The organism is Methylocystis sp. WRRC1 (assembly GCF_020733155.1).
Taxonomy (GTDB): domain Bacteria; phylum Pseudomonadota; class Alphaproteobacteria; order Rhizobiales; family Beijerinckiaceae; genus Methylocystis.
Genome location: NZ_JAJFZJ010000001.1, coordinates 2536938 through 2561418, shown reverse-complemented (window position 1 = coordinate 2561418; position 24481 = coordinate 2536938). Strand labels below are relative to the sequence as shown.

At 63.0% G+C, this 24481-nt stretch carries 23 protein-coding genes, 1 tRNA gene and 5 pseudogenes; 8 read left to right on the top strand and 21 right to left on the bottom strand.

Features of this window, described 5'->3' with window-relative positions; genetic code table 11:
• The first annotated feature begins 29 nt into the window (after positions 1 to 29).
• Complete coding sequence (locus LG047_RS12360) at positions 30 to 554, top strand: DUF721 domain-containing protein (RefSeq protein ID WP_227967034.1); 525 nt, start codon at positions 30 to 32, stop codon at positions 552 to 554.
• A 147-nt stretch (positions 555 to 701) separates the two neighbouring features.
• Positions 702 to 778, top strand: a tRNA-His gene (locus LG047_RS12355).
• A 216-nt stretch (positions 779 to 994) separates the two neighbouring features.
• On the opposite strand, the gene LG047_RS12350 is transcribed toward LG047_RS12355, so the two are convergent.
• The 11 genes and pseudogenes from LG047_RS12350 to LG047_RS12300 all read right to left on the bottom strand — a co-directional run bounded on the left by LG047_RS12350 (position 995) and on the right by LG047_RS12300 (position 10393).
• On the bottom strand, positions 995 to 1804 hold the full coding sequence (locus tag LG047_RS12350) for a class I SAM-dependent methyltransferase (protein WP_227967031.1): 810 nt from the start codon (positions 1802 to 1804) through the stop codon (positions 995 to 997).
• Between the two features lie 5 nt (positions 1805 to 1809).
• Complete coding sequence (locus tag LG047_RS12345; protein WP_227967025.1) at positions 1810 to 2001, bottom strand: hypothetical protein; 192 nt, start codon at positions 1999 to 2001, stop codon at positions 1810 to 1812.
• A 26-nt stretch (positions 2002 to 2027) separates the two neighbouring features.
• Positions 2028 to 2670 (bottom strand): annotated as a pseudogene (locus LG047_RS12340) (arsenic resistance protein); the annotation flags it as partial.
• A 116-nt stretch (positions 2671 to 2786) separates the two neighbouring features.
• Positions 2787 to 4556, bottom strand: a complete 1770-nt coding sequence (arsA, locus tag LG047_RS12335) for an arsenical pump-driving ATPase (RefSeq protein ID WP_227967022.1) — start codon at positions 4554 to 4556, stop codon at positions 2787 to 2789.
• Positions 4557 to 4565: 9 nt separating this feature from the next.
• Positions 4566 to 4913: pseudogene (gene arsD / locus LG047_RS12330) on the bottom strand (arsenite efflux transporter metallochaperone ArsD); the annotation flags it as partial.
• A gap of 42 nt (positions 4914 to 4955) precedes the next feature.
• Positions 4956 to 5357, bottom strand: a pseudogene (gene arsC / locus LG047_RS12325) (arsenate reductase (glutaredoxin)); the annotation flags it as partial.
• Positions 5358 to 5552: 195 nt separating this feature from the next.
• Positions 5553 to 6050, bottom strand: coding sequence for an ArsI/CadI family heavy metal resistance metalloenzyme (locus LG047_RS12320; protein ID WP_227967020.1), 498 nt, complete (start codon positions 6048 to 6050; stop codon positions 5553 to 5555).
• On the bottom strand, positions 6019 to 6387 hold the full coding sequence (locus tag LG047_RS12315) for a helix-turn-helix transcriptional regulator (RefSeq protein ID WP_227967017.1): 369 nt from the start codon (positions 6385 to 6387) through the stop codon (positions 6019 to 6021). Before LG047_RS12315 ends, LG047_RS12320 begins: the two co-directional genes overlap by 32 nt.
• Positions 6388 to 6734: 347 nt before the next feature.
• Positions 6735 to 6870: pseudogene (locus tag LG047_RS12310) on the bottom strand (IS256 family transposase); the annotation flags it as partial.
• A gap of 113 nt (positions 6871 to 6983) precedes the next feature.
• Positions 6984 to 9107: an ABC transporter permease gene (locus LG047_RS12305; RefSeq protein ID WP_227967015.1), complete on the bottom strand. Its 2124-nt coding sequence runs from the start codon at positions 9105 to 9107 to the stop codon at positions 6984 to 6986.
• 26 nt (positions 9108 to 9133) lie between these two features.
• Complete coding sequence (locus tag LG047_RS12300; protein WP_227967012.1) at positions 9134 to 10393, bottom strand: efflux RND transporter periplasmic adaptor subunit; 1260 nt, start codon at positions 10391 to 10393, stop codon at positions 9134 to 9136.
• A 238-nt stretch (positions 10394 to 10631) separates the two neighbouring features.
• Here LG047_RS12300 and LG047_RS12295 point away from each other — a divergent pair, with 238 nt between their 5' ends.
• A complete protein-coding gene (locus LG047_RS12295; protein ID WP_227967008.1) occupies positions 10632 to 11453 on the top strand; it encodes a L,D-transpeptidase in 822 nt (273 codons plus the stop codon).
• Between the two features lie 150 nt (positions 11454 to 11603).
• Positions 11604 to 11873 (top strand): hypothetical protein, encoded by a 270-nt coding sequence (locus LG047_RS12290; protein WP_227966992.1) that lies wholly within the window; start codon positions 11604 to 11606, stop codon positions 11871 to 11873.
• 192 nt (positions 11874 to 12065) lie between these two features.
• Here the strand turns inward: LG047_RS12290 and LG047_RS12285 are convergent, their stop codons facing one another.
• The 3 genes from LG047_RS12285 to LG047_RS12275 all read right to left on the bottom strand — a co-directional run bounded on the left by LG047_RS12285 (position 12066) and on the right by LG047_RS12275 (position 14695).
• Positions 12066 to 13304: a site-specific integrase gene (locus LG047_RS12285; protein WP_227966990.1), complete on the bottom strand. Its 1239-nt coding sequence runs from the start codon at positions 13302 to 13304 to the stop codon at positions 12066 to 12068.
• Between the two features lie 716 nt (positions 13305 to 14020).
• Complete coding sequence (locus LG047_RS12280; RefSeq protein ID WP_227966988.1) at positions 14021 to 14239, bottom strand: hypothetical protein; 219 nt, start codon at positions 14237 to 14239, stop codon at positions 14021 to 14023.
• A gap of 12 nt (positions 14240 to 14251) precedes the next feature.
• Complete coding sequence (locus LG047_RS12275; RefSeq protein WP_227966986.1) at positions 14252 to 14695, bottom strand: hypothetical protein; 444 nt, start codon at positions 14693 to 14695, stop codon at positions 14252 to 14254.
• A gap of 105 nt (positions 14696 to 14800) precedes the next feature.
• On the opposite strand from LG047_RS12275, the gene LG047_RS12270 reads away from it, so the two are divergent.
• Entirely contained in the window at positions 14801 to 15052 is a 252-nt protein-coding gene (locus tag LG047_RS12270) for a hypothetical protein (RefSeq protein WP_227966984.1), read from the top strand.
• On the opposite strand, the gene LG047_RS12265 is transcribed toward LG047_RS12270, so the two are convergent.
• From LG047_RS12265 to LG047_RS12235, 7 genes and pseudogenes are all read right to left on the bottom strand, one after another.
• Positions 15043 to 15480, bottom strand: coding sequence for a hypothetical protein (locus tag LG047_RS12265; protein WP_227966977.1), 438 nt, complete (start codon positions 15478 to 15480; stop codon positions 15043 to 15045). The genes LG047_RS12270 and LG047_RS12265 overlap by 10 nt on opposite strands.
• Before the next feature lie 3 nt (positions 15481 to 15483).
• A complete protein-coding gene (locus LG047_RS12260; protein WP_227966975.1) occupies positions 15484 to 16017 on the bottom strand; it encodes a bifunctional DNA primase/polymerase in 534 nt (177 codons plus the stop codon).
• Positions 16010 to 16234, bottom strand: a complete 225-nt coding sequence (locus tag LG047_RS12255; protein WP_227966973.1) for a hypothetical protein — start codon at positions 16232 to 16234, stop codon at positions 16010 to 16012. Before LG047_RS12255 ends, LG047_RS12260 begins: the two co-directional genes overlap by 8 nt.
• A gap of 149 nt (positions 16235 to 16383) precedes the next feature.
• Positions 16384 to 16629: a helix-turn-helix domain-containing protein gene (locus LG047_RS12250; RefSeq protein ID WP_227966971.1), complete on the bottom strand. Its 246-nt coding sequence runs from the start codon at positions 16627 to 16629 to the stop codon at positions 16384 to 16386.
• Positions 16630 to 16840: 211 nt separating this feature from the next.
• Positions 16841 to 17656, bottom strand: a pseudogene (locus LG047_RS12245) (IS5 family transposase).
• Between the two features lie 25 nt (positions 17657 to 17681).
• A complete protein-coding gene (locus LG047_RS12240) occupies positions 17682 to 18047 on the bottom strand; it encodes a hypothetical protein (RefSeq protein WP_227966969.1) in 366 nt (121 codons plus the stop codon).
• 214 nt (positions 18048 to 18261) lie between these two features.
• A protein-coding gene (locus LG047_RS12235; RefSeq protein ID WP_370635051.1) for an IS3 family transposase occupies positions 18262 to 19412 on the bottom strand; the annotation gives its coding sequence in 2 pieces (ribosomal slippage) (positions 18262 to 19151 and positions 19151 to 19412; 1152 coding nt in all).
• 225 nt (positions 19413 to 19637) lie between these two features.
• Here LG047_RS12235 and LG047_RS12230 point away from each other — a divergent pair.
• The 3 genes from LG047_RS12230 to LG047_RS12220 all read left to right on the top strand — a co-directional run bounded on the left by LG047_RS12230 (position 19638) and on the right by LG047_RS12220 (position 24481).
• Positions 19638 to 19889: a DUF2924 domain-containing protein gene (locus tag LG047_RS12230; RefSeq protein ID WP_227966964.1), complete on the top strand. Its 252-nt coding sequence runs from the start codon at positions 19638 to 19640 to the stop codon at positions 19887 to 19889.
• A 181-nt stretch (positions 19890 to 20070) separates the two neighbouring features.
• Positions 20071 to 21045, top strand: coding sequence for a S1 family peptidase (locus LG047_RS12225; protein ID WP_227966962.1), 975 nt, complete (start codon positions 20071 to 20073; stop codon positions 21043 to 21045).
• Between the two features lie 169 nt (positions 21046 to 21214).
• Positions 21215 to 24481 carry a DUF6603 domain-containing protein gene (locus LG047_RS12220; protein WP_227966960.1) on the top strand — a complete coding sequence of 1089 codons (3267 nt, stop codon included), beginning with the start codon at positions 21215 to 21217 and terminating at the stop codon, positions 24479 to 24481.

Sequence of the window (24481 nt, the reverse complement as noted above, 5' to 3'; positions counted from 1 at the left end):
GGCCCCGGTCAGGCAAGGGAGAGAGGCGCATGGGCGTTTCGCCGCGCAAGGGCGCGTGGGCGCGGCCGCTGGCGGACTATGTCCTGCGCCAGATCGACCCGCTCGTCGCCAGACAGGGCTTCGGCGAATCGTCGCTCCTCATGCGCTGGCGCGAGATCGTCGGTCCGCGCATCGCAGACATTTGCGCGCCCGAGCGCCTGCAATGGCCGCCCCGCGCCAAGAAGCCTGCGCCCGACAAGCCGCAGGAGCCGGCGACCCTCGTGCTGCGCGTGGAGCCGGGCTTCGGCCTCGAAATCCAGCATCTGGCGCCGGCGATCGTCGATCGCGTCAACGCGCATCTGGGCTGGCGCTGCGTCTCACGGATCGTTCTGCGCCAGCAGACGCTTCAGCGCGAGCCGCAGGGTCGCAGCCTCCGCAGGGCGCCGCCGCCGACCGATCCCGGCGCCCACGCCCGCGCCCAGGCGGCGACGCAGGGCATCGAGGAGGAGGGGCTGCGCGCGGCGCTGGTGAGGCTCGGTGAGCGCGCCCTCGCCCCATCGCGCCCGGAGAAATAGCCTTTCGCGCCTCAGTGTTCCGGCGCGCCGCCGGGCAGCGGGAGCAAAGGGGCGGGCCCTCTCGCGCGCGGGCGGGCGCCATGTGAATTTCAGCGCCCGGACAGGCTTGCAATCGTCGTCGCTTGCTTTTAGGTTCCGCCGCGTTGGGCCGCCATAGCTCAGTTGGTTAGAGCACCAGATTGTGGATCTGGGGGTCCCCCGTTCGAGCCGGGGTGGCGGTACCATTTTCTCCTGCAATTTCCGGTAGACGGACGTGAACGGTCGCGCACTCTCGTGCAACCGGGAGACGCGAGCGTGACCATTGGGCGAATGAGAGGAGGCGTGAGCGGAGCCGCGTGGTTACCGCGTGGTTACAAGTTCGGAAAAGAGCACGATCAGTCGGGCCGCGATGCGCTATTTCCCGACCTTCATGCAGATTCCGTAACGCAACTCATGGGATCCTACTTGACGGTCACGCTATAGAGAACGTTCGTCGTGATCTTCTCGCATCCATCCAAGAGCGCGAGATTCCTCTTGCGAACCCGAGCCAGGGTCGCAGCGTCGAGTTGGGCGAGGGTGCCACGATAGCCGCTGCCCATGGCGATCAGCCACCAATCCAGGGGAGAATTGAGCGGGTGGCTTCCGGCTTCCGCGACAACTTCGGTCTTCTCGATTCCAGCCTCGCCGAGCATCTCGCGCAGCCCCGCAGGCGTCGAAATCCGCTCCCAAGGGTTGAAGCCCTTCATAAGGTCGGGGCGTTCCGTGCGAATGGCTTCCCAAAAGGCGCTATTGGCGGGCTCGAAGAGGTCCGGCCCCCATGTTGTGATTGCCAGCCGCCCGCCGGGGCGTAACATGCGCCACAGCTCCTTGGTGGCCGCCGCCATGTCGGGAACGAAGAAAATCCCGAAGACGCAGACCGCCACATCGAAGCTGGCGTCGGGGTAGTCGAGCGCCAGCATATCGCCCGTACTGAATTCGATATTGCCGAGCCCCTTCTCGCGCGCCTTCGCCGCCCCCAAGGCGACAAGCCGCTCAGCGAGATCGACCGCAACAACTTTTCCTTTCGGACCGACGAATTCGGCAGCGGGCAAAGCCGACCCGCCGCTCCCGCAGCATACGTCGAGAACGGTTTCACCCTCGCGCAGGTCTAGGCGCTCCACCGTCCGCCGTCCGAAGCGGTGCCAGAAGGAGCTGACAGGATGGTCGAAATAGTCCGCCGCAGCGTTATAGGCGGCGGCGGCCTTGGCTTTCGCCTCTTCCATTTCACCCATGGGATCTAGCCAATCCCCTCGACGATCCGCCCGGTTCCGTCGCAGCGTTCGCAGGGCTCCGCCGTGGGCTGGCCCGTCTTTTTGTCGACCTGTTTGCCGGTCCCCTGGCATTCCGGGCAGACATCTTCCCCAGTGCCAGGCGTGCCGGCTTCCGGGTCGTCGTCAGGCGTGTGATGGCGAAGCGGGTTTTTCGACATTTCAATTGCCTCGTCTGAGCTAGGGGTTAAGCCGCTTTGTGTTCATACCATCCACGCGAGCGGCGGACGATATGGACGACGGAGAGCATGACCGGGCGTCTCGACGAGCACGCGACGACCGTCGCCAGGGCCGCGCCCGACTGGAAGCCGAATAGCGCGATTGCCGTCGCGACAGCCAGCTCGAAGAAGTTGCGCGCCGATCAGCGCCGGAGGCCCGGCGACGCGCCACTCGACGCCAAGGGCGCGGTTGAGCAGATAGGCTGGCCCCGAAATGAAATAGACCTGAATCAGGATCGGCACGGCCAGCCGGCCGATGACGAGCGGCTGGCGCATGATCTGTTCGCCCCGCAGGCTGAAGAGGATGACGAGGGTCAACAGCAGGGCCGAAAGCGACAGCTGGCCGAGCCGCGTGAGAGTCTTCTGCAGGGCGTCTTGCCCGCCTTGCGCTAGCAGCGCCCGCCGCCAGAGGTGCGCGATGATGACCGGCTCGACGATGTAGAGCACAATTGACAGCAGCAGCGTGTTCCATGACACACTGATGGACGAGAGGCGAAATAGCAAAGCGACAATCGGCGCGAAGGCGATCACCATGATGCTGTCATTGAGGGCGACCTGCGACAGCGTGAAATGCGGCTCGCCCTCCACGAGGTTTGACCAGACGAAGACCACCCCGGCGACGATGCAGAGCGCGACCCAGAGCGTCAGGTAACGCTCGAATACGCCCATGGCGGGCGCGGGAGAGTTGAGGCTTCACTCATGGCCGATACTCTTCCTCTAAAGCAGGCTTAGGCCGGTTCTCTGACGGTTGCGGCCAGTTTGAGAAGGCGCTCGACGCCGACTGGCTCTTCTTCAAGCAACGGCACTGCGGCGTAGCGGCGGGCGTGGACCGTCGCCACCTTCTTCACTTCGCCCAGCTCGTTTTGAGCGCGCTTGCGCAAGAGGGGCGAACGCGGCCGCGCCGCCGCCACGCTGTTATTGATGACCCATGCCCAAGGTTCGATACCGGCGCGCCGCAGATCGGCTTGCAGGTTGACGGCTTCGAGGACGGGTGTGGTTTCCGCCAAAGTGACGAGAAGGACCTTGGTGCGCTTCTCGTCCTGAAGCTGCATCATCGGGGTGGTGTAATGCGCGCCTTTGGCGTCGAGCATGCGCGCGACCTCGCGGTGATAGGCTCCGGTCGCGTCCAGCAGCAGCAGGGTGTGGCCGGTCGGCGCCGTGTCCATGACCACGAATTTTTCGCCAGCCTCGCGGATGATGCGCGAGAAGGCCTGAAAGACCGCAATTTCCTCGGTGCAGGGCGAGCGTAAATCCTCTTCGAGCAAAGCGCGCCCTTGGGAATCGAGGCTCCCGCCCTTCGTCCGCAGCACTTCCTGCCGGTAGCGTTCGGTTTCGGCGTGCGGGTCGATACGGCTTACCGCCAGATGCGCCATGGAGCCATGCAGCGTCTCAGTGAGATGCGCGGCGGGGTCGGAAGTAGTGAGGTGAACCGGCAGCCCGCGCCGCGCCAGTTCGACGGCGACGGCCGCCGCCAGCGTCGTCTTGCCGACGCCGCCCTTGCCCATCAGCATGACCAGCCCATGGCCGTCAGCGGCGATGCCATCTACGAGATCGGAGAGGCTTGGCGCGCGCAGATCAACCGGCTCCCCACTCGCCACGTCCGGCTGGGCCGCGGTTTCCACAAGGAGCTGGCGCAGGGCATCGAGGCCGACGAGGTTGAACGGCTTCAAAGGCAAATCATCGCGGGGCAAGGCGCGCAGTTCGTCCGGCATCGCGGCCAAGGCCGCTTGCTCGCGTCCGTAGATCGCCTTGGCGAGCGGATCGAGCGCCGCTTCCTCCTCGGGCAGCAGCCCATTGACGATCAGGAATTGGTGAGTGAGACCGATTGCCGCCAGCTCGCCATGTGTGCGCGCCGCTTCGCGCAGCGCCGAATTCTGGGGGCGGGCGACGAGGACGAGGCGGGTGCGTTGCCCGTCCGCGAGCGCCTGCACGGCGGCGTTGTATTGTGCGCGTTGTTTTTCGAGCCCTGCCAGCGGCCCGAGGCATGACGCGTCGCCTTTCCCAGCTTCAAGGAATCCTGACCATGCGACGGGCAGCTGCAGCAGGCGGATGGTGTGGCCGGTCGGCGCGGTGTCGAAAACGATATGATCGTAAGCCGTAGTGATTTCCGCATCAGTCAGCAGGGCGGTAAATTCATCGAAGGAGGCGATTTCCGTCGTGCAGGCTCCGGAAAGCTGTTCCTCGATGCTCTTGACCACGGGGTCCGGCAACTTGCCGCGCACCGGGCCGACGATACGGTCGCGATAGGCTTGCGCCGCCGCTTCCGGGTCGATTTCAAGCGCAAACAGCCGGGGAACGTCACTAATCGGTGTGATGTTGTTTCCGATAGAGACCCCGAAAACCTGCCCGACATTCGAGGCCGGATCGGTGCTGACCAGCAGCACCTTGTTTCCTGCTTCCGCGAGCTGGATCGCAGTGGCGCAGGCAATCGACGTTTTGCCGACGCCGCCCTTGCCGGTGAAGAAGAGGAAGCGGGGCGCGCCTTCGAGGAATTTCATGGCGTTCCTTCAGCAGCAGGAGGTCTTGCCGCCGCAGCATGAGTCCTGTTGCGCCTCAGTCGCTTCCTTGACGCCCGCCCAGCGCGCCAGCTCGGCGCGGTTCGGATAGCGCCCGGCTAGCGCAATGTCGCCATTGACGAGGATCAGCGGCAGCGCCTCCTGACCGGAGCGCTCGAGAAAGCCTTTCACCGTGGCGTTGTCGGCAAAGGCCATGGGTTGCTGCGCAAGGTTGAAGCGCTCGATATGCGCGCCGTTCGTTTTCGCCCAATCGACATCCGCCGCAAAGCTGACAAGCGCCTGATCGGCATCGACGCCGCAGACGCCGCTGCTGCAACAAAGGGCGGGATCGAAAACGTGAATGGTGGCCATAGGAGTCCTTTCAGGATTGGGGTTGAGCGCCTTGCGGGTGACAACTTCGCCATCTTCCTTGGTGAAGTCGCCAATGTCCGGGTTGGGCAGAATATCGAGCACGGCCTCGGAAGGGCGGCACAGCCGCACGCCTTTCGGCGTTACGACAATAGGCCGGTTGATGAGGATCGGATGTTCGAGCATGAAGCCAATCAGCTCGTCTTCCGTCCAGTTGGGATCGGCAAGGCCGAGCGCATCATAAGGCGTGCCCTTCTGCCGCAGCAGCTCGCGTGCGGTAATGCCCATGGCCTTGATCAGCTCGACGAGCCGTTCGCGGGTGGGTGTGTCTTTCAGATATTCGACGACGACCGGCTCCTCGCCGCTTTGTCGAATCATCGCCAGCGTGTTCCGCGAGGTGCCGCAAGCCGGATTGTGGTAAATGGTGATCGTCACGACTAGGCCTCTGTTTTATGGCCGTGGATTACGACTTCCGCATCGTCGATTTCTCGATGGCGGTTGCTCAGCGCCGCCTTATCGAGGCGGTGAATCGGCGTCGCCAGGAGCAAGGAATGCGTGTCTTCGTTTAGCGGAACGATCGCGCGGTATTGCCGCCGGCGCAGAGAAGGAAGACATTGTAAACGTGCTCGTTCATTTGTTGGCTCCTGTTCCAGAACAACAAACGGCTTCAACGACAGGCGCAGGTTTGGAGCTGCAGCAGGGGGAGGCCTCCACCTTCTCGCGACTCGTGCGGAATCCCACCAGCTTTTCATCGTCGCCGTAAACCGTGCTTTCGCCGGTCGTCAGGAACGCCTCCCACAAAAGCCCTTGCGGGTCCGAGGTCCACGCTTTCTCGGAGTTGGCGTAGCAGCAGGTGGTCGCGCCTTCTTCAAGCACAGGCCGTTCAGCCTGTTGCAGCCGGCTATAAACTTCTCTCAACTCTTCGGGCGTCTCGACCTGAATTCCGAGGTGATCGACGCCCGCCTTTCCGCCCCGCGCCGAAATCGCGAAATTAACGCGCGGATCATCGAGCATCCATTTTGCGTAGTCGGGTTTGGCGACGGTCGGCTCAGACCCGAAAAGCGCGCTGTAAAAGCGAACGGACCCCGCAAGGTCATCAACGGAAACGTGCAGGTGCAGGCGTTTCATGGCTTCCCTTTGGCTGGCAAGTTGGAGGAGCAGCGGCTTCGCATGAAGCGATTGCGCCCTGGCAGCAATTCTCTGTCATGTAAGCGAGCAGTGCGTTCATGACCGGATAGGCCGCCGTATAAATCAGCGATCGGCTTTCGCGTCGGAACGTCACGAGGTCTGCGTGTTTGAGCTGGCTGAGATGAAAGGACAGCGTTGCAGGCGGGAGCCCAAGCTGCTCGCCGATTTTCCCTGCAGGAATTCCCTCGGGGCCGGCCTGCATGAGCAGCCTAAAAATATCGAGCCGCGTCTCGTGCCCGAGCGCGATGAGGGCGGCGATCGCTTCTTGCTTTTCCATATTTCTAATATGGTGGAAATATAAGACGCGTCAAGCCTGGACACGGACAGGGTAATCTTGAAATTCAAATCGGTTGCGGCCTCCAAACGATAGGCTCGAAACTCGAGCGCCATTCCGTCCCCGGCCTTTGGTGGATGACCGCTTCGGGTGAGAAATGGTAGTTCAAGCCAACCACTAATCGGCAGAGCACCGTCGATGTTTGGCGATTCTGACGACATCTAAGGCTGAGCGGCTGCGGCCCCGTCCGCCAATTTCGTATGGCTCTATGCATGCGCACGTACGAAAGGAAAGCGCTTCTGCGGCTTTTGGCCCGACAGGAGAACCTCAAAATCGGCCGCAAGCGTAAACCATGCCGCGCCGGTCAACGCGCCGGCGTCCATCTCCACCAATCGCCCGGCGGCGAAGCCGATCATCTCTCGCGACATATCGGCGTCGGGCGGGCTTCTCCACGAGCGCGCGCAGGTTCATCATTTCGTCGGTCACCGGCGGTTCCTCGGTTGCGTTGGACTTTCGCAACCTGATCCCGCCGGCGAATCGCCGATAACCGCCGCGAGCCGCTTGCTCACATCCAGCGACGCCCCCCCGGGACACGACCGTCATTCGTAGCGCAGCGCCTGGATCGGATCCAGATGAGCCGCCTTGCGGGCCGGATAATAGCCAAAAAATATCCCGACTGCGGCGGAGAACAGGAAACCGATTGCTATCGCCGACAGGGAGACCGGCGACGACCATTCCGAAAATAGGGAAATGACCAGCGACACGCCGACGCCCGCCGCGATTCCGGCGACGCCGCCGGTCACGCTGATCAGCACGGCCTCCGCCAGAAACTGCGTGAGGACATGCAGGCGCCGCGCGCCGACGGCCATGCGCAGGCCGATTTCGCGTGTCCGTTCCGTCACGGACACGAGCAATATGTTCATGATGCCGATGCCGCCGACAACGAGCGAGATCGAGGCGACGACAGCCAGAAGAACCGCCATCACCTTGCTGCTGCTTTCGGCCGTCTCTGCGATCTGGCTGAGATTGCGGATATGAAAATCCTTCTCGGCGCCCGGCTTTATACGGTGCCGGCGCATGAGGACCTCGTTGATTTCGTCGATCACTGGCCGAATGCGCTCGGGCGACGAGGCCTGCACGAAGATCTGATTCACATAGCCTGTCAGCCGAGGCTTCAGATTGAAGGGATTGGGCGGCGGCGGATAAGCGACGGTGAGATTCGTCTGCTGCGCCGGCGCGGCGACGCCAAGAACCTTCTGTTCGGCCGTTCTGAAAGGGATCATCACCAGATCATCCTGGTCCTGTCCCCACATGCTCTGGCCTTTCGCCGCCAGCACGCCCACGACCTGCACCGGCGCGCCCTTCACCAGGATCGACGCACCGAGCGGATTTTCATCACGCGGGAACAACTCGCGGTAGACGGTTCGTCCGATCACTGCGACCATCGCGGCGCTCCTGTCGTCCTCCTCGCGGAGACCACGCCCCGCCTGGATGCGCCAGTTGGTGACCGGCGGATAGTTCGCCGAGACGCCCTGCACAATCGTCGTCCAGTTCTTGTTGGCGTATTGCACCTGGCCGGACTGGCGCGTGAGGTAGGCGACGAGCCCGGCCGACGCCGCCTCGCGGCGGATCGCCTGGGCGTCGGCCACAGTAAGCGTCGAGGCGCTGCCGAAGCCCGCCCTTGCGCCTCCCGAAGTGACCGCGCCGGGGACCACCACGACGAGGTTGGTGCCGAGGCTCTGGATTTGTCGACGCACGGCCTCATTGGCGCCCTTGCCGACCGCGACCATCGCGATCAGAGCAGCGACGCCGATGAAGACGCCGAGCATGGTGAGCGCAGAGCGCAGCTTGTTGCGGGCGATCGCCTGGATGGCGGCCGAAATGACCATGGAGCCGAAGGCCGCGGCCGAGATGCGCGCGACTCCTGCCTGCGCGGGCGCGCGGGCGGAGTCGAAAAGCGCCGCAGCTGCGCGCCGGCCGGCCTCCCGCATGGGCGAAGACGCTCCGGACGCCAATGCGGCGCCGGGCCCGCGGCGCTCGTCGGAAATGATCACCCCATCGCGCATCGTGACGACGCGGTCCGCATAGGCGGCGATATCGGATTCGTGCGTGACGACGATGATCGTCACTTTCTGGTCGCGATTGAGCGCCGCCAGCGTCTCCATGATTTCGTGCGACGTCTTCGTGTCGAGATTGCCTGTCGGCTCGTCGGCGAATAGGACGCTCGGCGCATTGATGAGCGCGCGCGCGATTGCAACCCGCTGCTGCTGGCCCCCCGAGAGCTGCGAAGGCGTGTTGTTCTCACGATCGGCGAGGCCCATCGAAGCAAGCGCCATGCGCGCCTTTTCGCGCCTCTCCCGTCCATCGCTTTCGGCGCCGGAATAGAACAGGGGCAAGGCCACGTTCTCGAGGGCGCTCGTCCGCGCCAGCAGATTGAAGCTCTGGAAAACGAAGCCGAGTTTCTCGCTGCGGAGGCGGGCCAGCTCCGGCTCCGTCGCCGCGGCCACGTCAGCGCCCTCGAGCAGATAGCGCCCGCCGCTCGGCCGATCGAGGCACCCCAGGATCGCCATGAGGGTCGACTTTCCAGATCCGGAGGCGCCCATGATCGCTACGAATTCGCCCCGCGCGATTTTCAGATTCACCCCGCGCAGGGCCTGAACCTCGACTTCGCCGACAGTGAATGTCCGCGTGACATTTCGCACTTCGATCACAGCGTCGTTCATGGTCTCGACCGGCTTCCTTCTGGCGGTCAGCGACGCGATGAAGCGCGGGCCGGCGGACGGGGAGACTCGGCTGTTTCCTCCTCGCCGATGATCACCTCGTCGCCGACCCGGATTTCGCCCTCGACGATCTCGGTAAAGGCGTCGTCGTCGAGTCCAGGCAGAACGACGACAGGCTGCGGGCGTCCATCCCGCAGGACCCAGAGCCGCGCGCGGCCCTCGGGAACCTCGCCGGACGCGGAGAGCGTTGCGAGACCGCCGGGGGCGTAGCGAAACGCCTGATCGGCCACGCGCAGGACGTCCTTGCGTTCATCGACAGTGATGCGCGCGGTGGCTGTCATGCCGGGCTTCAGCAGTCCGTCGCGGTTCGGCGCGCTGATGACCGCGTCATAGGTCACGACGTTCTGTATTGTCTGCGGCGACTGCCGCACCTGTGTGACTTCGCCGTGGAAAACCCGCTTCGGGAAGGATTCGACCGTGAAAGACGCCTTGTCGCCGAGCTTCACTTCGCCGATGTCGCTCTCGGAGACATTGGTGTCGACCTGCATGGCGGTCAGATCCTCGGCGATCAGGAAAAGCGTCGGCGTCTGAAAGCTCGCGGCCACGGTTTGACCTGTCTCGACGCTGCGGGAGACGACCGTTCCATCGACGGGCGAAATGATGTCCGTGTATCCGAGATTGATTTCCGCCGCGCGCAACTCCGCTTCGCGCTGAGCGACCATCGCCTCGTCCAGCCCGACTTGCGCCTGCGCCTGGTCATAGACGCTTTTGGCGTTGTCCACGACATCAGGGGAAACGGCTTTCGTTGCCGACAGACGACGGCTGCGCTCGTAATTTATGCGCGCATAGGCGAGACCTGCCTTGTCTTTGGCGAGCTGAGCGCGGGCGACGGCGAGGCTGGCTTTGTTTTGATCGACGACGATCTGATAGGGGCGCGGGTCTATCTTGGCGCATAGCTGTCCTTTCACGACGCGCGTGTTGTAATCACAATAGCGCGCCTGGATCACGCCGGAAACGTAACTGCCGATCTGCACGGTAATGACCGGATTGATGGCGCCGCTCGCCGTCACCTTTCGCGTCACCGGCCCGCGCGTAACCTTGCGGGTCATGAAGCGCGTCGCGCCGTCCGCGCCCAGCGTCCAGTAAAGCGCCGCCCCCGCGGCCGCGGCCGCAAGCGCGAGGATCGCCAGCGCGAGCCGCCATGGCCGACGTCGCCCCACGGCGCTTGCCGGCGCGGCTCGCCTTGCTCCCCACTCCGCCTGTTGCTCAGGAGCGTTTGTCTCAGTCATGTCTCCCGACATCCGGCCTGCTTCACGCCTCGACGCGGCCACGATAAACGCGAACTCTGTCGATGGCGAGCGGTTCCGGCGTCGCCCCCCTTTGGCGCGCGGGCATGCCTGACGGCGCGGCCCGGCCGCAACCGAAAGGCGGCGAGGCGTCCGCGAGTCTCTCTTCGCGCGGCCTTGCAATTCGAGCGACTGTCTTTACTTCTACCACGATGCGGCGGAACGCAAGAGTGGGATCATAATGCTGGAACGGCCTAAGTCTCGCCTCGCATGTCTGATCGGGGGCGCCGTATTGCTGTTGGGAGGCTGCTCGACGGGCCAACAATATGCGCATTACCTTGACTATTCACGCGCGACAGAGCCGAGTTATTCAGAACCGCCCGAGTCCTATGGCGCGGGCGCTCCCGACGTCGAACCGCCGAAAGATGAGCGGGACTTCGGGGCTGCGCCCGGCGAGACATTGGATCAGGAATATGTCCCCGACGCCGAACCACGCGCGACGCTCCCGCCTCGCGCCAATCCGCAGCGCAAGGTCCGCGTCGCCGCGCTTCCGCCCGACGCTGATCCGGCGTATTCGACCCCCGTCGATCTCGACGCCGACATTGATCCGACCGCGACGACGCGAAACTTCGTAGACGATACGACCGGCCAGCCCCCGGGAACCGTCACCATCAACACCAGAACGCGCAAGCTTTATCTGTCGCTGAAGGATGGTCAGGCGATCGAATATGGCGTCGGTGTGGGACGGCAGGGGTTCGCGTGGAAGGGCGTGGCCGAAATCGGCCGCAAAGCCTTTTGGCCAGGATGGACGCCGCCAAAGGAAATGCTGCTGCGTCGTCCCGACCTGCCGACGCATATGGATGGCAGCCTGGAAAATCCGCTCGGCGCGCGGGCGCTTTATCTGTTCAAGGGTGGCAAGGACACGTTGTTTCGCATCCACGGCACCAATGAGCCCGACACGATCGGCAAGGCGGTGTCCTCGGGATGCATTCGCATGATGAATGCGGACGTCATCGATCTTTATCGCCGCGTCTCGAAAGGAACGCGGGTCGTGGTGCTCTGAGCGGCCTGATCGGGATAGGCCGGCTCGCTCACGAAGCGCTTTCACCCCGGCGAGGGGACGGCAGAATCGCTCTGCATCCATGGCTGGCTGCAAGTCGCATGATCGACGCGCACGCCGAACTCTCCTGATCGCGTGCCAGAACGCGCAAAAATGCTGAAGGGTTGCGAAATTTACGTCAACGGCGCCCCCTGTCCGATGTGCATGAGCGCCATTTATTGGTCGCGCATTGACCATGTCTATTTTGCCGCAAGCTTGGATGATACGAGCGAAATTGGTTTCGACGACGCTTTCCAATATGAAGATTTCAAGCTGCCGTGGGAACAAAGGCAAAATATCACGGTAACGCCCAACTTCGAACGTGACACCGGCCTCAAAGCATACCGCGCTTGGCAGGCGAAGAAAGATCGCCACCCATACTGAGTTAAGGCCTATCCGCTCGGCGGACAAAAGTTTGCAGACGTCCGCGCCCGCCGCTTCGTCCGCTGAGCGTGGACGCTAGCGCTCGAAAGCTTTTGCGCTCAGGCTTTGGCAACGTCATGTTCGGACGACTTCGTAGCCGCGCATCGTTGATCGAGCGATGCACGCTCCGACGCATCGAGGAATATATGGCGGTCATCTCGCCGCTCCTCCATAGGCGCGATCGAGCGCCTCCACCGCGTCCTCGCCGCCCCGCATCGCGTGGGTGTAATGCGCCAGCGTCACCACGGCGCTCTTGTGGCCAGCAAGCTTGGCGACAAGACCAACCTCCACCCCCTGCGCCTGCAACGTCGAAATGAACGAATGACGCGCCGAGTGCGGGGTGACCGCCGCCAGGCTCAGCCGCTTTAGCGTCGGCCCCCAAATCCGAGCGCGGAAGTTGTTGTAGAGTAGCGCCCCGCCGCCATTCTCGCGCAGCAGCAGCCAGGCGCGACGCTTGCCCAGCGTCGGGAACACCCGATGCAACGCGCCATCCTTGCGCGGGCAGCGCAGCCGCCAGGCGAGCAGCATCTCGCGCAGCAGCGGCGACATCGGGATCGACCGCGCGCCGGCGGCGGTCTTGGTGACCTCGGAGAGCGTTCCGTCCTTCAACTGAATGCGATGAATGTGGACGAGGTTGGAGGCAAAGTCGACGTCGTCCCACAACAGCCCCAGTTGCTCCGAAGGCCGCGTGCCGGCGAGGAAGGGGAAGGCGACGTAGACGCCCTTGTCGTGGTCGTCGCGCGCGGCGTCGAGCAGGCGCGCCACCTCGTTGGGGGTTAGCACAGCCTTTCGCGCCTTGTCGCGCTGGCGCTGCAGGCCCGTCGACGTCGCTGGCGGGCGGAACTCATGGTCCTCGGCAGCGAGGGCAAGAGCGGCCTTCAGGATGCCCATCGCCTTGTTGGCGGAATAGACGCTAACTTCGTCGCTGACGAGCTTGTGCCAGGCGCGAATCTGTCGCGTCGTCAGATCCTGCGCCTTGACGCCGCCGAGCAACGCGAGCGGCCGCACGTTGGGCTTCCTGCCGACGCCCGACTGCTTGATCGCGAGGCGCGCTTCGGCGGGCAGCAACGGGCCGGTGACGTAGCGGGCCTGGAACGCGTAACTTGCGAAGGTGTTTGGCCGCACCACGGCCCGCTTGGTTTCCAGCCAGGCTGCGACGGCGTCGGCGACCGTCACAGTCTTGCGCTCGGCCGAGTAAACGCCGCGCCCATATGCAGCGATGAGTTCGACGCGCTTCTCCTGGGCATCCTTCAGGCGTTCGAAGAAGCGCTGCTCGCGCGCTCCGGTGCGCCGATCACGCCAGTTGAGGACGTAGCGCAGCTGCTCCACCGTCTCGCCCGACTTCAGCTTGCGACGGCGGAGGCGCTTGGTGATGCTGATGTCGAGAGCCATGTCGGTTCGTTCCGAGTGCGTTGCCAAAACGAAAGCACGCGTTAGAAACGTCAACAATTTTTTGAGCGCATTGGGGACGGCCTCTCGGCGTCGCAGGTGTAACCGCATGTGTAACCGCGACCCCCAGACGGCCGCTGCGGGGCGTTCCGAACGCAAGCGGTTGCGTCGAAGCGCCTGCGGGAAGCCCAGCCCAACGAAGGCCGCCACTGGCCGACTTTCCGCTCGCGCAGCTGGGGGTCGGGCTGCTGCGGCGCGAACGCCCGTGACGCCTGTGACGCCCGTGACGCCGAGTCAGCGACCTTCACCGCTCGTCGTCGCCGGGCGCCCCCACCCCTCCCCCTTCTTTTTGTGCGAAAGGTAAGAGAATCGCTGTCACAGGCGTCACCAAGTTTGCTGGAGGCGTTCATCAGAACCCCAAGCGAGGAAGATGTTGCGGCTCGTTGCGCTTGGCTTCCTCTGCCCTGGCGACGGCTTCTGGGGTCAGCCGCGCCTTCATCATGCGCCCTTCTCTCGTTCGCGGTGAGAATTCCACGATGACGCCGACTTTGGCGAAAGCCTGGCGCATGCGTCTGAGTTTCGTCGCCACGGCCGCCGGCGTCGCCGGGAAGAAGCGATCGAAGCGCTGACGATCATCCCTGGCGCAGCAAATGCAGCAACTCGGAAACGCGGCCTTCGAACGGTCCCCTCAGCAGCACGCGCTCCAACTCTGGGAACAGCTAGTCGCCCATCGCGAGATCGGATTGAGTCGAAGCTTGCGCGCTTTCTATCGCCGAGAGAACCATCCCCGCCGCGAGTCCTGTTTTGGGCTCCGCGGCGGCAAGCCAGTGCGCCGCGTCCGCCATCCGGAACGCTGTCGGCATCGGCGTGGTCGAAAGATTGCGAAGGGCACAGGACACCGCGGCGTAGAGATCGTGCAAGAACTCAGGCAGCAGCACGTCGAGTTCTCGTCAGATCTCGTCCTCGGTGCGCCGCGCGCCCGTGGGCATGGCTTCCAGCCGAAGCGGAATGGCGCGGTCCATCAGGTCCGGCCGGTGGATGAAGTCGCCAATGCCGTTCAGCGCAGACGGCCGGGCGATCTCAATGGTGTAAAGGTCGCCATCGGTGTAAAGCTGCCTTGTCTCGAAGCCCGCTTTTGTCGCCAGCGCGGCAAGCGCCTCGGACATGTCGTTTTTGACGCCGGAAAGATTATCGAAAGCGACAACGTGCCGGTGGCTGGCGATGATCATGAGATTCTGCGCATTGTCGGGCAAGCTCGACCGCATCGGAATCGAGGGATCGATGACGCGCTTGCACATCTCGCAGATCGTGCTCTTGCCGCTGCCCTGCTCGCCTTCCACGGCGAGGCAGGCATAGGGCCCATTGGGGCGTATGGCGCCTATCAGGAACGCCAACACAAGTGGCCAAGTTCGATCATCGAGGCTGGCAAGCCGCTTGAACTTTTCGAAGCCGGAATAGGGCGTCAACCCGGCTCGCGGAAGCGGCAATGGGCGCATGCCATGGGTGCGAACCATTTTGGCGCGCGGCTGACGCGTGGTCGTGTAGCCGTCGGCCGTATTCTCCACGACCGTACCGTCGTCGCGGCCAAGATCGTGACAGACCAGACCGAGGTCGCCGCGGACGCGGACAGATGTGGGACGTGTCGGCGAATCAAACAGCGCGCGCGCTTTGAGGAGTTCAAGGAACTCATCCAGATCGCGGCCCGCGATGGCTCTGCGCGTGTGCTGATAATAAAGCTCCTTCAGGAATAGTCTGCATGCATCGGAACCAACGCCGACATTGACGACGCCGTCGCCGCCCTTGGTTGGCAGGCCGATATAGGCATTACGCAGCGGGTCGTGAAAAACTCGGCGCCGCTCGCCTCAATGAGCTCCGCGAGAACGTCACAAGGCTTGCGCTTCCCGCTCGCCGGTCGCGCCGGTCGCGCATCATATCCCTTGCGCAGAGCGCCGGCGACCATCGCGGGAATTTCCATCAACGTGTCGCCCGCATAGTTCGGGGGGAGCGCTGCGGCGACGAGCGCGAGGATGCGATCTTCGTCAGCAGTGAAGCGGACGAGCTGCGCAACGAAGCGCGTGGCCGCGTCATGCGTCGCCTCCCCTTGCAAGAGATCAGGGACATGCTCGCTCTCGAAGACTGCTTTGATCATCCCGATGGATACGACTACGGAGTGTTGCATTTTCTATATCTCCAGGATGGGGAGGGAGTTGAAGTCAATCTCGAGCAACGATTGGCCAAACCAGCGGTATGGCCGACCTGTCTCGAGATGGATGGTCGGCGGGACCACGCAGAGCTTCTTCGAGAACAGGCACTCCGCGACCTTTCCGAAGCGCTTGCCCACATCGCCCTTGACGCGAAACTCGAGATTGTGCGGCTCGCCGCGGACACGGACGAAGACGACCATTCCCTTTCTGCCAAACCGACAGCAGGGCGGATCGCCGAGCAGAGCATGGCCGACGCGCGTGTAGGCGTCATGGTCGATGTCGAACGCGCCGAGCGTCGTGCCGTCCGGAAACGGGCTCCTCACGAGGAGCCCGATGCCGAAGCGGCCGTGCGACTTCAGCCACGACTGCAGCGTCTCGGGCGGCAGTTCGCCGTCGGGCTTCCGCCAATCGCGCACGTGGCAGGCTTTCGAACCGAGCGACACAGGACGGGGCCAAAAGCCGGCAGCGCGATAAAGCGGCGCGTGTTCCGTAAAAATGGCGCGATCATTCATCGCCGCTCTCCATGTAAGGATAAAATAAATGGTCATGCTCGTGATCGACGACGTCACGCTCGATGAGGCGAAGACGAATAAGCTTGCGTCTAGCCGGAGCGAATGCGACGCCGCATTCGTAGATCGAGATGTTGGGATTGATGATGTCGCACTGGCGCATTCGCCCGCAGAAGCGACAAACCCCGGAGGGCTGGATGATGGTTGGAGGCTTCTTCATGTCGTGTATCTCGTCAGACAAGCCGGTGCCGTTCGCGCAGACGAGGGTCTGTGCGTAAGAAAAATCGGGTAAGTTGAGGTTTTCGTTTGAGCCGACCTACGGCCCGGAGCGTTGATTCACGTTCGCAGTAACCTTGAAATCGTCGCTCATCACGAGGAATCTTCGCCGCGATACGCCGCCTGATCGCCGATCTTCGAAGCTTCGATTACGGCGATCACCTCGGAGAGGCGCACGCGTGGGCGGCCAGCGATAATGTAAGCTGGGAAAACACCGCTCTTGATGCCACGTTGAAGCTGGTGATATTTCAAGCCGAGAGCCTCGGCCGCCTCCTTGATAGCGAAGAACGGTTCAATCGGGATGACCCTGCCCGATTCATCAGTGTATCGACTTTTCATTTTTTTCGGCCTCTCAAGTGGGAATCGGAGAGACCTTCTTTTTATACACACGGCGCCTAAATTAGTGGGGAAGAAAGCGTCGCCGCTTTACCCAGATTCGCAAGGCGCAAGATAGATAATGAATATCGATGCAATCCAAATAATGGCCCCTTGGTCGGGTGTCTGTTCGAGGAAATACTCTTGCTTTCGATCATTGATCGCCTAGAGGGTGTTATGCACTTTGGAGCATGAAATCTTCTGCGGTGCGATTGAGCATGAGACATGCGAAGGCGAGGACGTGGAAGCCTGCGAGGGTCTGAGCATAGCGCTCGTAGTCTTTTACCAGCCTTCTGCATCGGATCGCCCAGGCGAATGAACGCTCGACTACTCAGCGCTTGGGCAACAGAACAAAGACCTTCTTCGCCTCGGCCAATTTGGCGACGCAAAGCTCGACATCCTGCGCCTTGGCAGCCTCTGCCGCCTTCTCGCCGGTATAGCCCTGATCGACATAAATCAGCTCAACGCTCTCGTCGGTCGCCTCCTGTATGGCGGCGGCGAGCTTGCCGACTTCGGCGCGGTCGTCGACATTGGCCGGCGTGACATGCAGCGCCAGCAAATGCCCCAACGTGTCGACCGCCATGTGCAGCTTCGAGCCGAGCTTTCGCTTGGCGCCGTCATAGCCCGCCCGCGGGCCGCTCTCCGGAGTCGCACGCAAGGTGCGGCTGTCGATGATGGCCGCCGTTGGCTCCGCGGCGCGCGCGAAAGCGACGCGCAACAAGGCGCGCAGATCCTGCGCCAGCGCCTCGAACACGCCCGCCCCCAGCCACCGCTGCGATTGTTGATACACGGCCGACCACGGCGGCAGATCGTTTGGCATGGCGCGCCATGCGATCCCGTAACGCAGAACGTAATGAAGGCCATTAAACAGCTCGCGCAGCGGATGTTGACGCTGCGGCGCGCTTTCGTCCTTGCACGTCAAATAAGGCACGACCAGCGACCACTCTTCGTCGCTGACGCCGGACGGATAAGGCTTTCGAAGCGGAGACATCCGATTCTATTAAGGCAATCAATCGCTAAAGTACATAACACCATCTAGCCAGGCTCATGCCGCGGATCAGTTGCCGGATTTCCAGCGCCTCTTTTGGCCTGCCGCTGCGAGGCGGCGACTTCCATCGCCAGAGCAAACCAAAGCCAGCGCGACGCCAACGAATAACCGTCTCGGGCTCTACGATGGCCAAGGCGTCGAAAATCCTCGGCGCAATCTGATACAGCTTAGCAAAAATCAGACGATCTATAGTGCTGAATGCCGGTCGCCTCGGCGATTTCCTGCGCAAGACGTTGAGTTGCTGATGCAGCGCAACGATGTCCGCTTCCAGTGATGCTCTGGATCGGAACAGGTCGATGATCGCCCGCCAGATCAGCTTGAACACGTCCGCCATGAGACCAAGCATGCCCCAACTTTCAGAAGCATTCCAGTCAGATTGAATTTGCGGTAGCGACACGGGCCATTAGGGCATCTATACAAGGAGCGTCCACAGCCTCGCAGCATAAAGCCTCCCTCGCAGGCAAGATTATTGCGCTCCCGGAGGTTGGTGGTTTGCATCATCGCTACGAACTGTGCGGTGAGCTGCTGCCGGTTTCGTGGACGCCGAGTTAAGTTACTCCCACCTTCTTTTCGAACTCAACCGGGCTGACGTAGCCGATCGTCGAATGCCTGCGGACGGGGTTGTAGAACCGCTCGACGTAATCGAAGACGTCTGCCCGGGCGTCGTCACGCGTGCGGTAGAGTTTCTTCCCGATCCGCTCCGTCTTCAGTGAAGAGAAGAAGCTCTCCATCGCCGCATTGTCCCAGACATTGCCGGATCGGCTCATCGAGCAAACGACGCCATTGTCGGCCATGAGGCGCTGGAACTGCTCGCTCGTATATTGGCTGCCCCTGTCGGAGTGATGCAGCAAGGCGTCCGGCTTGCCGCGACGCCAGATCGCCATCATCAATGCATCCGCGACAAGACCAGCGGTCATCTCGGCTTTCATCGACCAGCCGACGACCCTTCGCGAGAACAGGTCGATGACTGCGGCGACGTAGAGCCAGCCTTCCGCCGTCCAAATATAGGTGAAGTCGGCGATCCACTTCTGGTTCGGCGCTTGCGCGGCGAACTGCCGGTCGAGAACATTCGGCGCGACGACCGCCGACCTTTGTCCGTCGTCCTTCGGCTGACCCCGGCGACGCGGTCGCGCCCGCAAGGCGTTTGCCCGCATCAACCGTTCGATCTTGTGCAGGCCGCAGGAGACGCCTTCGGCTAGAACGTCCCGCCAGACGCGGCGGGCGCCGTAGGTTCGGGCGCTGCCCACGAAGCTCGCGCGGATTTTCTTTGTCAGCTCCTCGTCCGCGACCGATTGGGCGCTCGGCCCGCGACGCAGCCAGGCGTGAAAGCCCGATCGGGACACGTCCAGCGCTTCGCAGAGCCACGCCACCGGCCAGACGCTCCGGTGCTTTGCGACGAAAGCGAACCTCATTTCGCTTCCCTCGCAAAGAAGGCTGCGGCCTTTTTTAGAATGTCGCGCTCCGCCCGCAGTTTGGCGACCTCACGGCGCAGCCTTTCGATCTCCAGTTGCTCCGGCTTCTGCTGGCCGTGTCCGGGGAAGGCCTGCACGGGATCCGTCGTCAGCTCCCGAACCCAGCGCCGCAACACGTTCTCATGCACATCCAGATCGCGGCAGGCCTGCGCGACGGTGACGCCGCGCTCCTTCACCAACCGAACCGCCTCGACCTTGAACTCCCGACTGAATATCCGTCTCGCCATAACAAACCTCCGGCCTCATGAAACACCGTTTCTCGGCGTCCACGAAACCGGCAGCAGCTCACGGCGAGTGGCAAAGGTTTTAACGAATGTCGTCGCCGATGCGGCTGTCCCGTGATCTGCTGATGCGTGGACCTACCCACAAAACCCATGAGAGGCCATTCGGCAGCCTCTCCTCGTCAATCCTGGCCCAGGTGGATCGTCTCAACATTGGGAAGCGCCCGAACGATGCGCGAAAACTTTCCCAACGATTTCGTTGAAGGGGGCGCGCGGCTGATGAGCGAGTGGCTCGGGCTCACCCACACAGTGCTGATCCGTGCCGACGGTGTTGAATGGAACGGCAAACGCTATTTCTCCCACACTTTTGTCGCCCGCGAGATCACCGGGGCTCATCGGTCGCGTCCACGCTTCTTCGGATTGAAAGAAAAGCGCATCCTGACGCCGCGCAAAATGCCGCCTCCGCCAAACCCGCTAAAATAGTCTTCTTTCTCCAACAACTCATGTCGTCGAAGGTTCCTATTAGCGAATTGGGATCAATGGGTGTCTGAATGAGGGTCGAGTACGATGGTCGGGCTGATATTCCCTCCGGAGACCTCGACTGACGGCGAGGTCTATCGTAGTATACATTTTTTGCACCTGAACGAACGTTCCTGGAAGCAACATGGATATTCCGCTCGAGGCAGTTGCCGCGAAAAATGCGTTGGAAGATCCGCTCCTTGAAGCGGGGCTGATCACAGGCGTCGATTTTGGCGTTCGCAACGAGGAGCAACCCGATCCCGAGGATCTGGCGCTGCGCATCTTCGTGCTGGACGTGACCAACGTCCCGTTTGAGGTTCGGGCGGCAATCCAGTTCTTTCCGTTTCCGGTTGTCATCCTCCAGCGCGTTTTCATGATCACGCAACTGCCGGATACCCTTCGTCACCGTCCCACGACTGGTGGCGTTTCGGTGGCGTCATCACGGTTTTTCGCCACTGGAACGATTCACGCAGGGACGCTCGGCGCCATTGTTTCCGATGTGCTCGATCCCAGCATAAAATACGGCTTGAGCAATCATCACGTACTATGCGTTGATCTGAACCGTCAGGTGGGCGACGAGATCGTGCAACCAGAGCCGTCGGTGCTTGGCGTCCTCCCGGGCGACCGTGTCGGAACGCTATCCGACTGGTCGTTTCCCGAGACGACCCTGGTTGGAAACGTAGACGCTGCGGTTTGCAGACTCGACCAAGCGTCGTTGCAACATATCGTCGATATCGGCGCCGTGTCGGGCACTGTTCTGGCGACGCCAGGGATGCAGGTCAGGAAGCGTGGCCGCACAACCGGACTGACCTTTGGCTGGATCAGCGGGACCGACGGAAGCTATTCGCTCGATTTTCCCAATCTTCCGGCGGTCAGCACGTCGACGGGGCGGACTACCACCGCACGGATTCTCAAGAACCAGATCCAGATACATGCCGACTTCCCGCTGTCGACCGTGTTCGGCGAGCACGGCGATTCCGGCTCCGTGGTCGTCGACGCCGCCAATCACGTCGTCGGCCTCTACTGGGGATCTGGTACGGACTCGCTTGGTAATCCGCTGACCTTCGGCCTCGCGAGCACTGCAACAGGGATCGAGGCCGCGTTGGGGATCATATTCTAGTTGGCTTCTGCATCGTTACCTGCGCGACCTCGCAATCGCCGCGCGCCAATATGAAAGTTTTCTCGGATGCGCCCTGCCCCCCAGCGAGAGTCGGGAGGGGGGTCTGAACCTTGTGCAAGAGCGGCCGCCAGGCGTCCGGTGCAGGACTTTCGGGCGAAAGGTATGCGATATGGCTTCCCTGGTTCGACAGATTATCGATTTCCTGAGGGACAGCATCGAGGGCGACCCGGCCGCCGGCGACCCGCCCGCCCCCGGCAAGCTCGGCGACATCGCGGCGATCAAGGACAAGCTCACCAATATCGGACTCAGCACCGATCACAACGGTCTGACCGACTGGCTGGCGGCGCTCGACGCGCTGCAGGATGTCGCGCTCAGGGACACGATCATTATCCGAGCGCTGCACATGCGAGCGCCGCGGCTGGCCGAAACGCTGACGCTGGCAGGACTGATCCGGATCGAATTCCGTGATACCGCCCCGCGCGCCTTCGCGTTCCGTTTCGCATGGGATCAGCTCGACAGCTTCCTCCGCTCCCCAGGCGACGGGTTCGTAACGCTGCTGCTCAGCCGTGTGCAGGACCTCGAGGACGTCAAGGTCGTACAGGTGCTAACGGGGTTGCTCCTGTCCGCGCCGCGCGAGTTGCTCCGACTCGAATATGCCCAGCAGGGCTACGCCGCCCTGCCCGATCCGCGGCCCAACGAGGCGATCGATCTCCTCGCTCTCGTCAACAAGCTGATCAATTCTCCTCTCAGGCTTCGCCTGCCCTTCACCCCGCCGCTCGATCGGGCGGCGTTCGAGCAGGCCGCCGATCCGACAATCGCGCCGCAACCGCCAGCGAGCTACCTCGCCGTCAGGGGTCCCGATGCGCCGGGCCCCTCGCCGCTGGATGGATTTGGCGTCGAACTCAAACTCGCCGACGCACATGCCTTCGTCGCTAGCGCGCTGGACCTCGGCGGCGGCCTCCGCCTGACGGCCGCGACGCCCGACAGCGCCGAGCAGACCTACCGGGTGGTCATGAAGGGTGGCGCGTCCGATCCGGATCTCGCGTCGACCGGCGTCTTCGAGGCCAAAATTCAGTATTCGCCGGCGGGTGACGTGACAACGATTGGACCGGCGAACGACACCCGGCTCGAACTCGGCGGGGCGTGTCTGTCGCTTCGCGTGCAGCCGAAAAAGGACGGTAAGCCGCTGTTCGGCCTGCAGGGGACGGTCGAGCGGTTGACGCTCGTTTTTTCGACCAAGCCGCTCGGCCTGCTTTCCCAGGTCGTGACGCTGCCCGATGAGGTGCGGTTCCAGCCCGACGTGTCGATGGGTTATATGCAAGGGCAGGGCTTGCAGACGGCCGGTCACGGCGCCGGCCTGCCACCGCTCGCAACCGAGTTCACGGCGCCGCTGAACCTGCGCGTCGGCGGCGCCGACGCTGGTCTCACGATCGAACGGGTGCTGGTCCGCCTTGAGGTGAAGCTGGCCGGCGAGGGCCTGCAATCGAAAGTCTCCGCGCGTTTCGGCGCTAACGGGGCGTTCGGACCGGTGCGCATCGTCGCCGACGGGATGGGGGCCTGGTTCGGAAACTGGGACGGCGGCGTCGGCGCCGTCGAGACGCCGAACGCCCTGGGCGTTTCGCTCGACGCTGGTCCGATTTCCGGGGGCGGCTTCCTCGCCAAGGTCGACCCGGACTACGCCGGTGGCCTCGAACTCAAGGTGATGGGCGTCGGCGTCGGCGCCTTCGCGCTCTTCGGACAGGCCGACGGCGCGCCCTCCTTTGTCGGAATCCTCGGCATCCGCCTGCCTCCGCCGGGCGTCCAGATCGGTTTCGGCTTCGCGATCAGCGGGGTGGGCGGAGTGATAGGCGTCAACCGTCGCACCGACACCGACGTGCTGCGCGAGCAGATCGCATCGGGAACCAGCGCCGACATCCTGTTCTGCGAAAACCCGACCAGAAACGCGATCACGGTGATCGGTCAGCTGCCGCGCCTGTTTCCTGGCGCCAGGGGGGTGTTCCTCATAGGGCCGACGTTCCGGATCACCTGGCTCGAACTCCTCAAGCTCGACGCCGGCCTCTTCATCGAGATGCCCGGTCCGCGGCAGATCTTCATCGCCGGTTCAGCCCGGCTGGTCATCGGCTCTGAAGATTTCGCGCTCGTCTATCTGCGGCTCGATTTCGTCGGTGGCGTCGACATAACCAAAAGCCTGATCTTTTTCGATGCGGCCCTCGTCAATTCGCATGTCCTGCAGGTTTTTCGCATCACTGGCGGGGTCGCGCTGCGTATAGCCTACGGCGACAATGGTTATTTCCTGTTCAGCGTCGGCGGCTTCCACCCTTCGTTCAACCCCGGCGGACTCGAGCTGCCGCGACTCGCCCGCGCCGGCGCCGGCGCCTCGATCGCGATCGCCTGGTTCAAATTCGAAAACTATCTTGCGCTGACCTCCAACACCTTTCAACTCGGCGCCGCGGTTGAAGCCGGGGTTAAGCTCGGGCCGATCTCCGCCCATGGCTGGCTGCGCTTCGACGCGCTGATCCAGTTCGATCCGTTCTATTTTGTTGCGACAATCGACGCCGGCTTTGATGTCGAGGTGTTCGGCGAATCGCTTTGCGGCGTTCGCCTGCAAGGCAAGCTGAGTGGGCCAGGACCGCTGGTCATCGAGGCGCGGGCCTCGGTGAAGGTGCTCTTCGTGCGCGTCTCGGAGAGCGTAACGATCCGGCTTGGCGGCGATAGCGCTCGGGAGCGGGCGGCGGTCCCTGACCTGCTGCAGGCGCTGGCGCCGGAATTCTCAAATCCGGCCAATGTGCGCAGCGAAGGCGAAGACCACAGCGTCGTCCTGCGTCCGGGCGCCCCGACGATCATCAACGGCGCGCCAGTGGTGGGCGTCATCGGCGCGATTATCTGGGAACAGAAGCGGGCGCCGTTCGGACTTGATCTGCAGCGTTTCGAAGGCGTGCCGTTGTCGCCGGGCCGGCATCATCTCGTGCTGTCAATGCCCGACGCGACAACCGAGGATGAACTGGACTGGTTCGGCGCCGGGTCCTTCCTGACGCTTAGCGATTCTGAAGCGTTGAACAATGCGCGCTTCGTTCAGGCCAAGTCGGGCGTCCGCATTCCGCTCGACGTGCAGGCGGTCGGAGATCAGGTTCCGTGCACGGCAAAGCTCAATTTGGTCAAGCTGCCGCGGCGCTTCCTATTCCCGTTCCCGATCGCAATGTCGAGCTACATGCGAAATGCGCTGACCATAATGCAGCAGGAACGGACTGGCCGGGCGGCGCTGAAGCCGGGCCGCCCCCGCATTACGGCGTCGCAGGAACTTTGGACGGCGCATGGCGCGAGCGGCGGCGCTGAGCAGAACATCAGTTCGACGCAAGCATTCCTGTTGGCGCGCGGCGGCGAGGCTATCGCCCAGCCCGTGACGGCCCGGACCGCCAATCTGGCCGGAGTGTTCTGA

Coding starts and splice junctions, on each gene's coding strand:
- LG047_RS12360 (WP_227967034.1), top strand. CDS start 30: ATGGGCGTTTCGCCGCGCAAGGGCGCGTGGGCGCGGCCGCTGGCGGAC.
- LG047_RS12350 (WP_227967031.1), bottom strand. CDS start 1,804: ATGGGTGAAATGGAAGAGGCGAAAGCCAAGGCCGCCGCCGCCTATAAC.
- LG047_RS12345 (WP_227967025.1), bottom strand. CDS start 2,001: ATGTCGAAAAACCCGCTTCGCCATCACACGCCTGACGACGACCCGGAA.
- arsA (WP_227967022.1), bottom strand. CDS start 4,556: ATGAAATTCCTCGAAGGCGCGCCCCGCTTCCTCTTCTTCACCGGCAAG.
- LG047_RS12320 (WP_227967020.1), bottom strand. CDS start 6,050: ATGAAACGCCTGCACCTGCACGTTTCCGTTGATGACCTTGCGGGGTCC.
- LG047_RS12315 (WP_227967017.1), bottom strand. CDS start 6,387: ATGGAAAAGCAAGAAGCGATCGCCGCCCTCATCGCGCTCGGGCACGAG.
- LG047_RS12305 (WP_227967015.1), bottom strand. CDS start 9,107: ATGAACGACGCTGTGATCGAAGTGCGAAATGTCACGCGGACATTCACT.
- LG047_RS12300 (WP_227967012.1), bottom strand. CDS start 10,393: ATGACTGAGACAAACGCTCCTGAGCAACAGGCGGAGTGGGGAGCAAGG.
- LG047_RS12295 (WP_227967008.1), top strand. CDS start 10,632: ATGCTGGAACGGCCTAAGTCTCGCCTCGCATGTCTGATCGGGGGCGCC.
- LG047_RS12290 (WP_227966992.1), top strand. CDS start 11,604: ATGCTGAAGGGTTGCGAAATTTACGTCAACGGCGCCCCCTGTCCGATG.
- LG047_RS12285 (WP_227966990.1), bottom strand. CDS start 13,304: ATGGCTCTCGACATCAGCATCACCAAGCGCCTCCGCCGTCGCAAGCTG.
- LG047_RS12270 (WP_227966984.1), top strand. CDS start 14,801: ATGGGTGCGAACCATTTTGGCGCGCGGCTGACGCGTGGTCGTGTAGCC.
- LG047_RS12265 (WP_227966977.1), bottom strand. CDS start 15,480: ATGCAACACTCCGTAGTCGTATCCATCGGGATGATCAAAGCAGTCTTC.
- LG047_RS12260 (WP_227966975.1), bottom strand. CDS start 16,017: ATGAATGATCGCGCCATTTTTACGGAACACGCGCCGCTTTATCGCGCT.
- LG047_RS12255 (WP_227966973.1), bottom strand. CDS start 16,234: ATGAAGAAGCCTCCAACCATCATCCAGCCCTCCGGGGTTTGTCGCTTC.
- LG047_RS12250 (WP_227966971.1), bottom strand. CDS start 16,629: ATGAAAAGTCGATACACTGATGAATCGGGCAGGGTCATCCCGATTGAA.
- LG047_RS12240 (WP_227966969.1), bottom strand. CDS start 18,047: ATGGCGGACGTGTTCAAGCTGATCTGGCGGGCGATCATCGACCTGTTC.
- LG047_RS12230 (WP_227966964.1), top strand. CDS start 19,638: ATGCGCGAAAACTTTCCCAACGATTTCGTTGAAGGGGGCGCGCGGCTG.
- LG047_RS12225 (WP_227966962.1), top strand. CDS start 20,071: ATGGATATTCCGCTCGAGGCAGTTGCCGCGAAAAATGCGTTGGAAGAT.
- LG047_RS12220 (WP_227966960.1), top strand. CDS start 21,215: ATGGCTTCCCTGGTTCGACAGATTATCGATTTCCTGAGGGACAGCATC.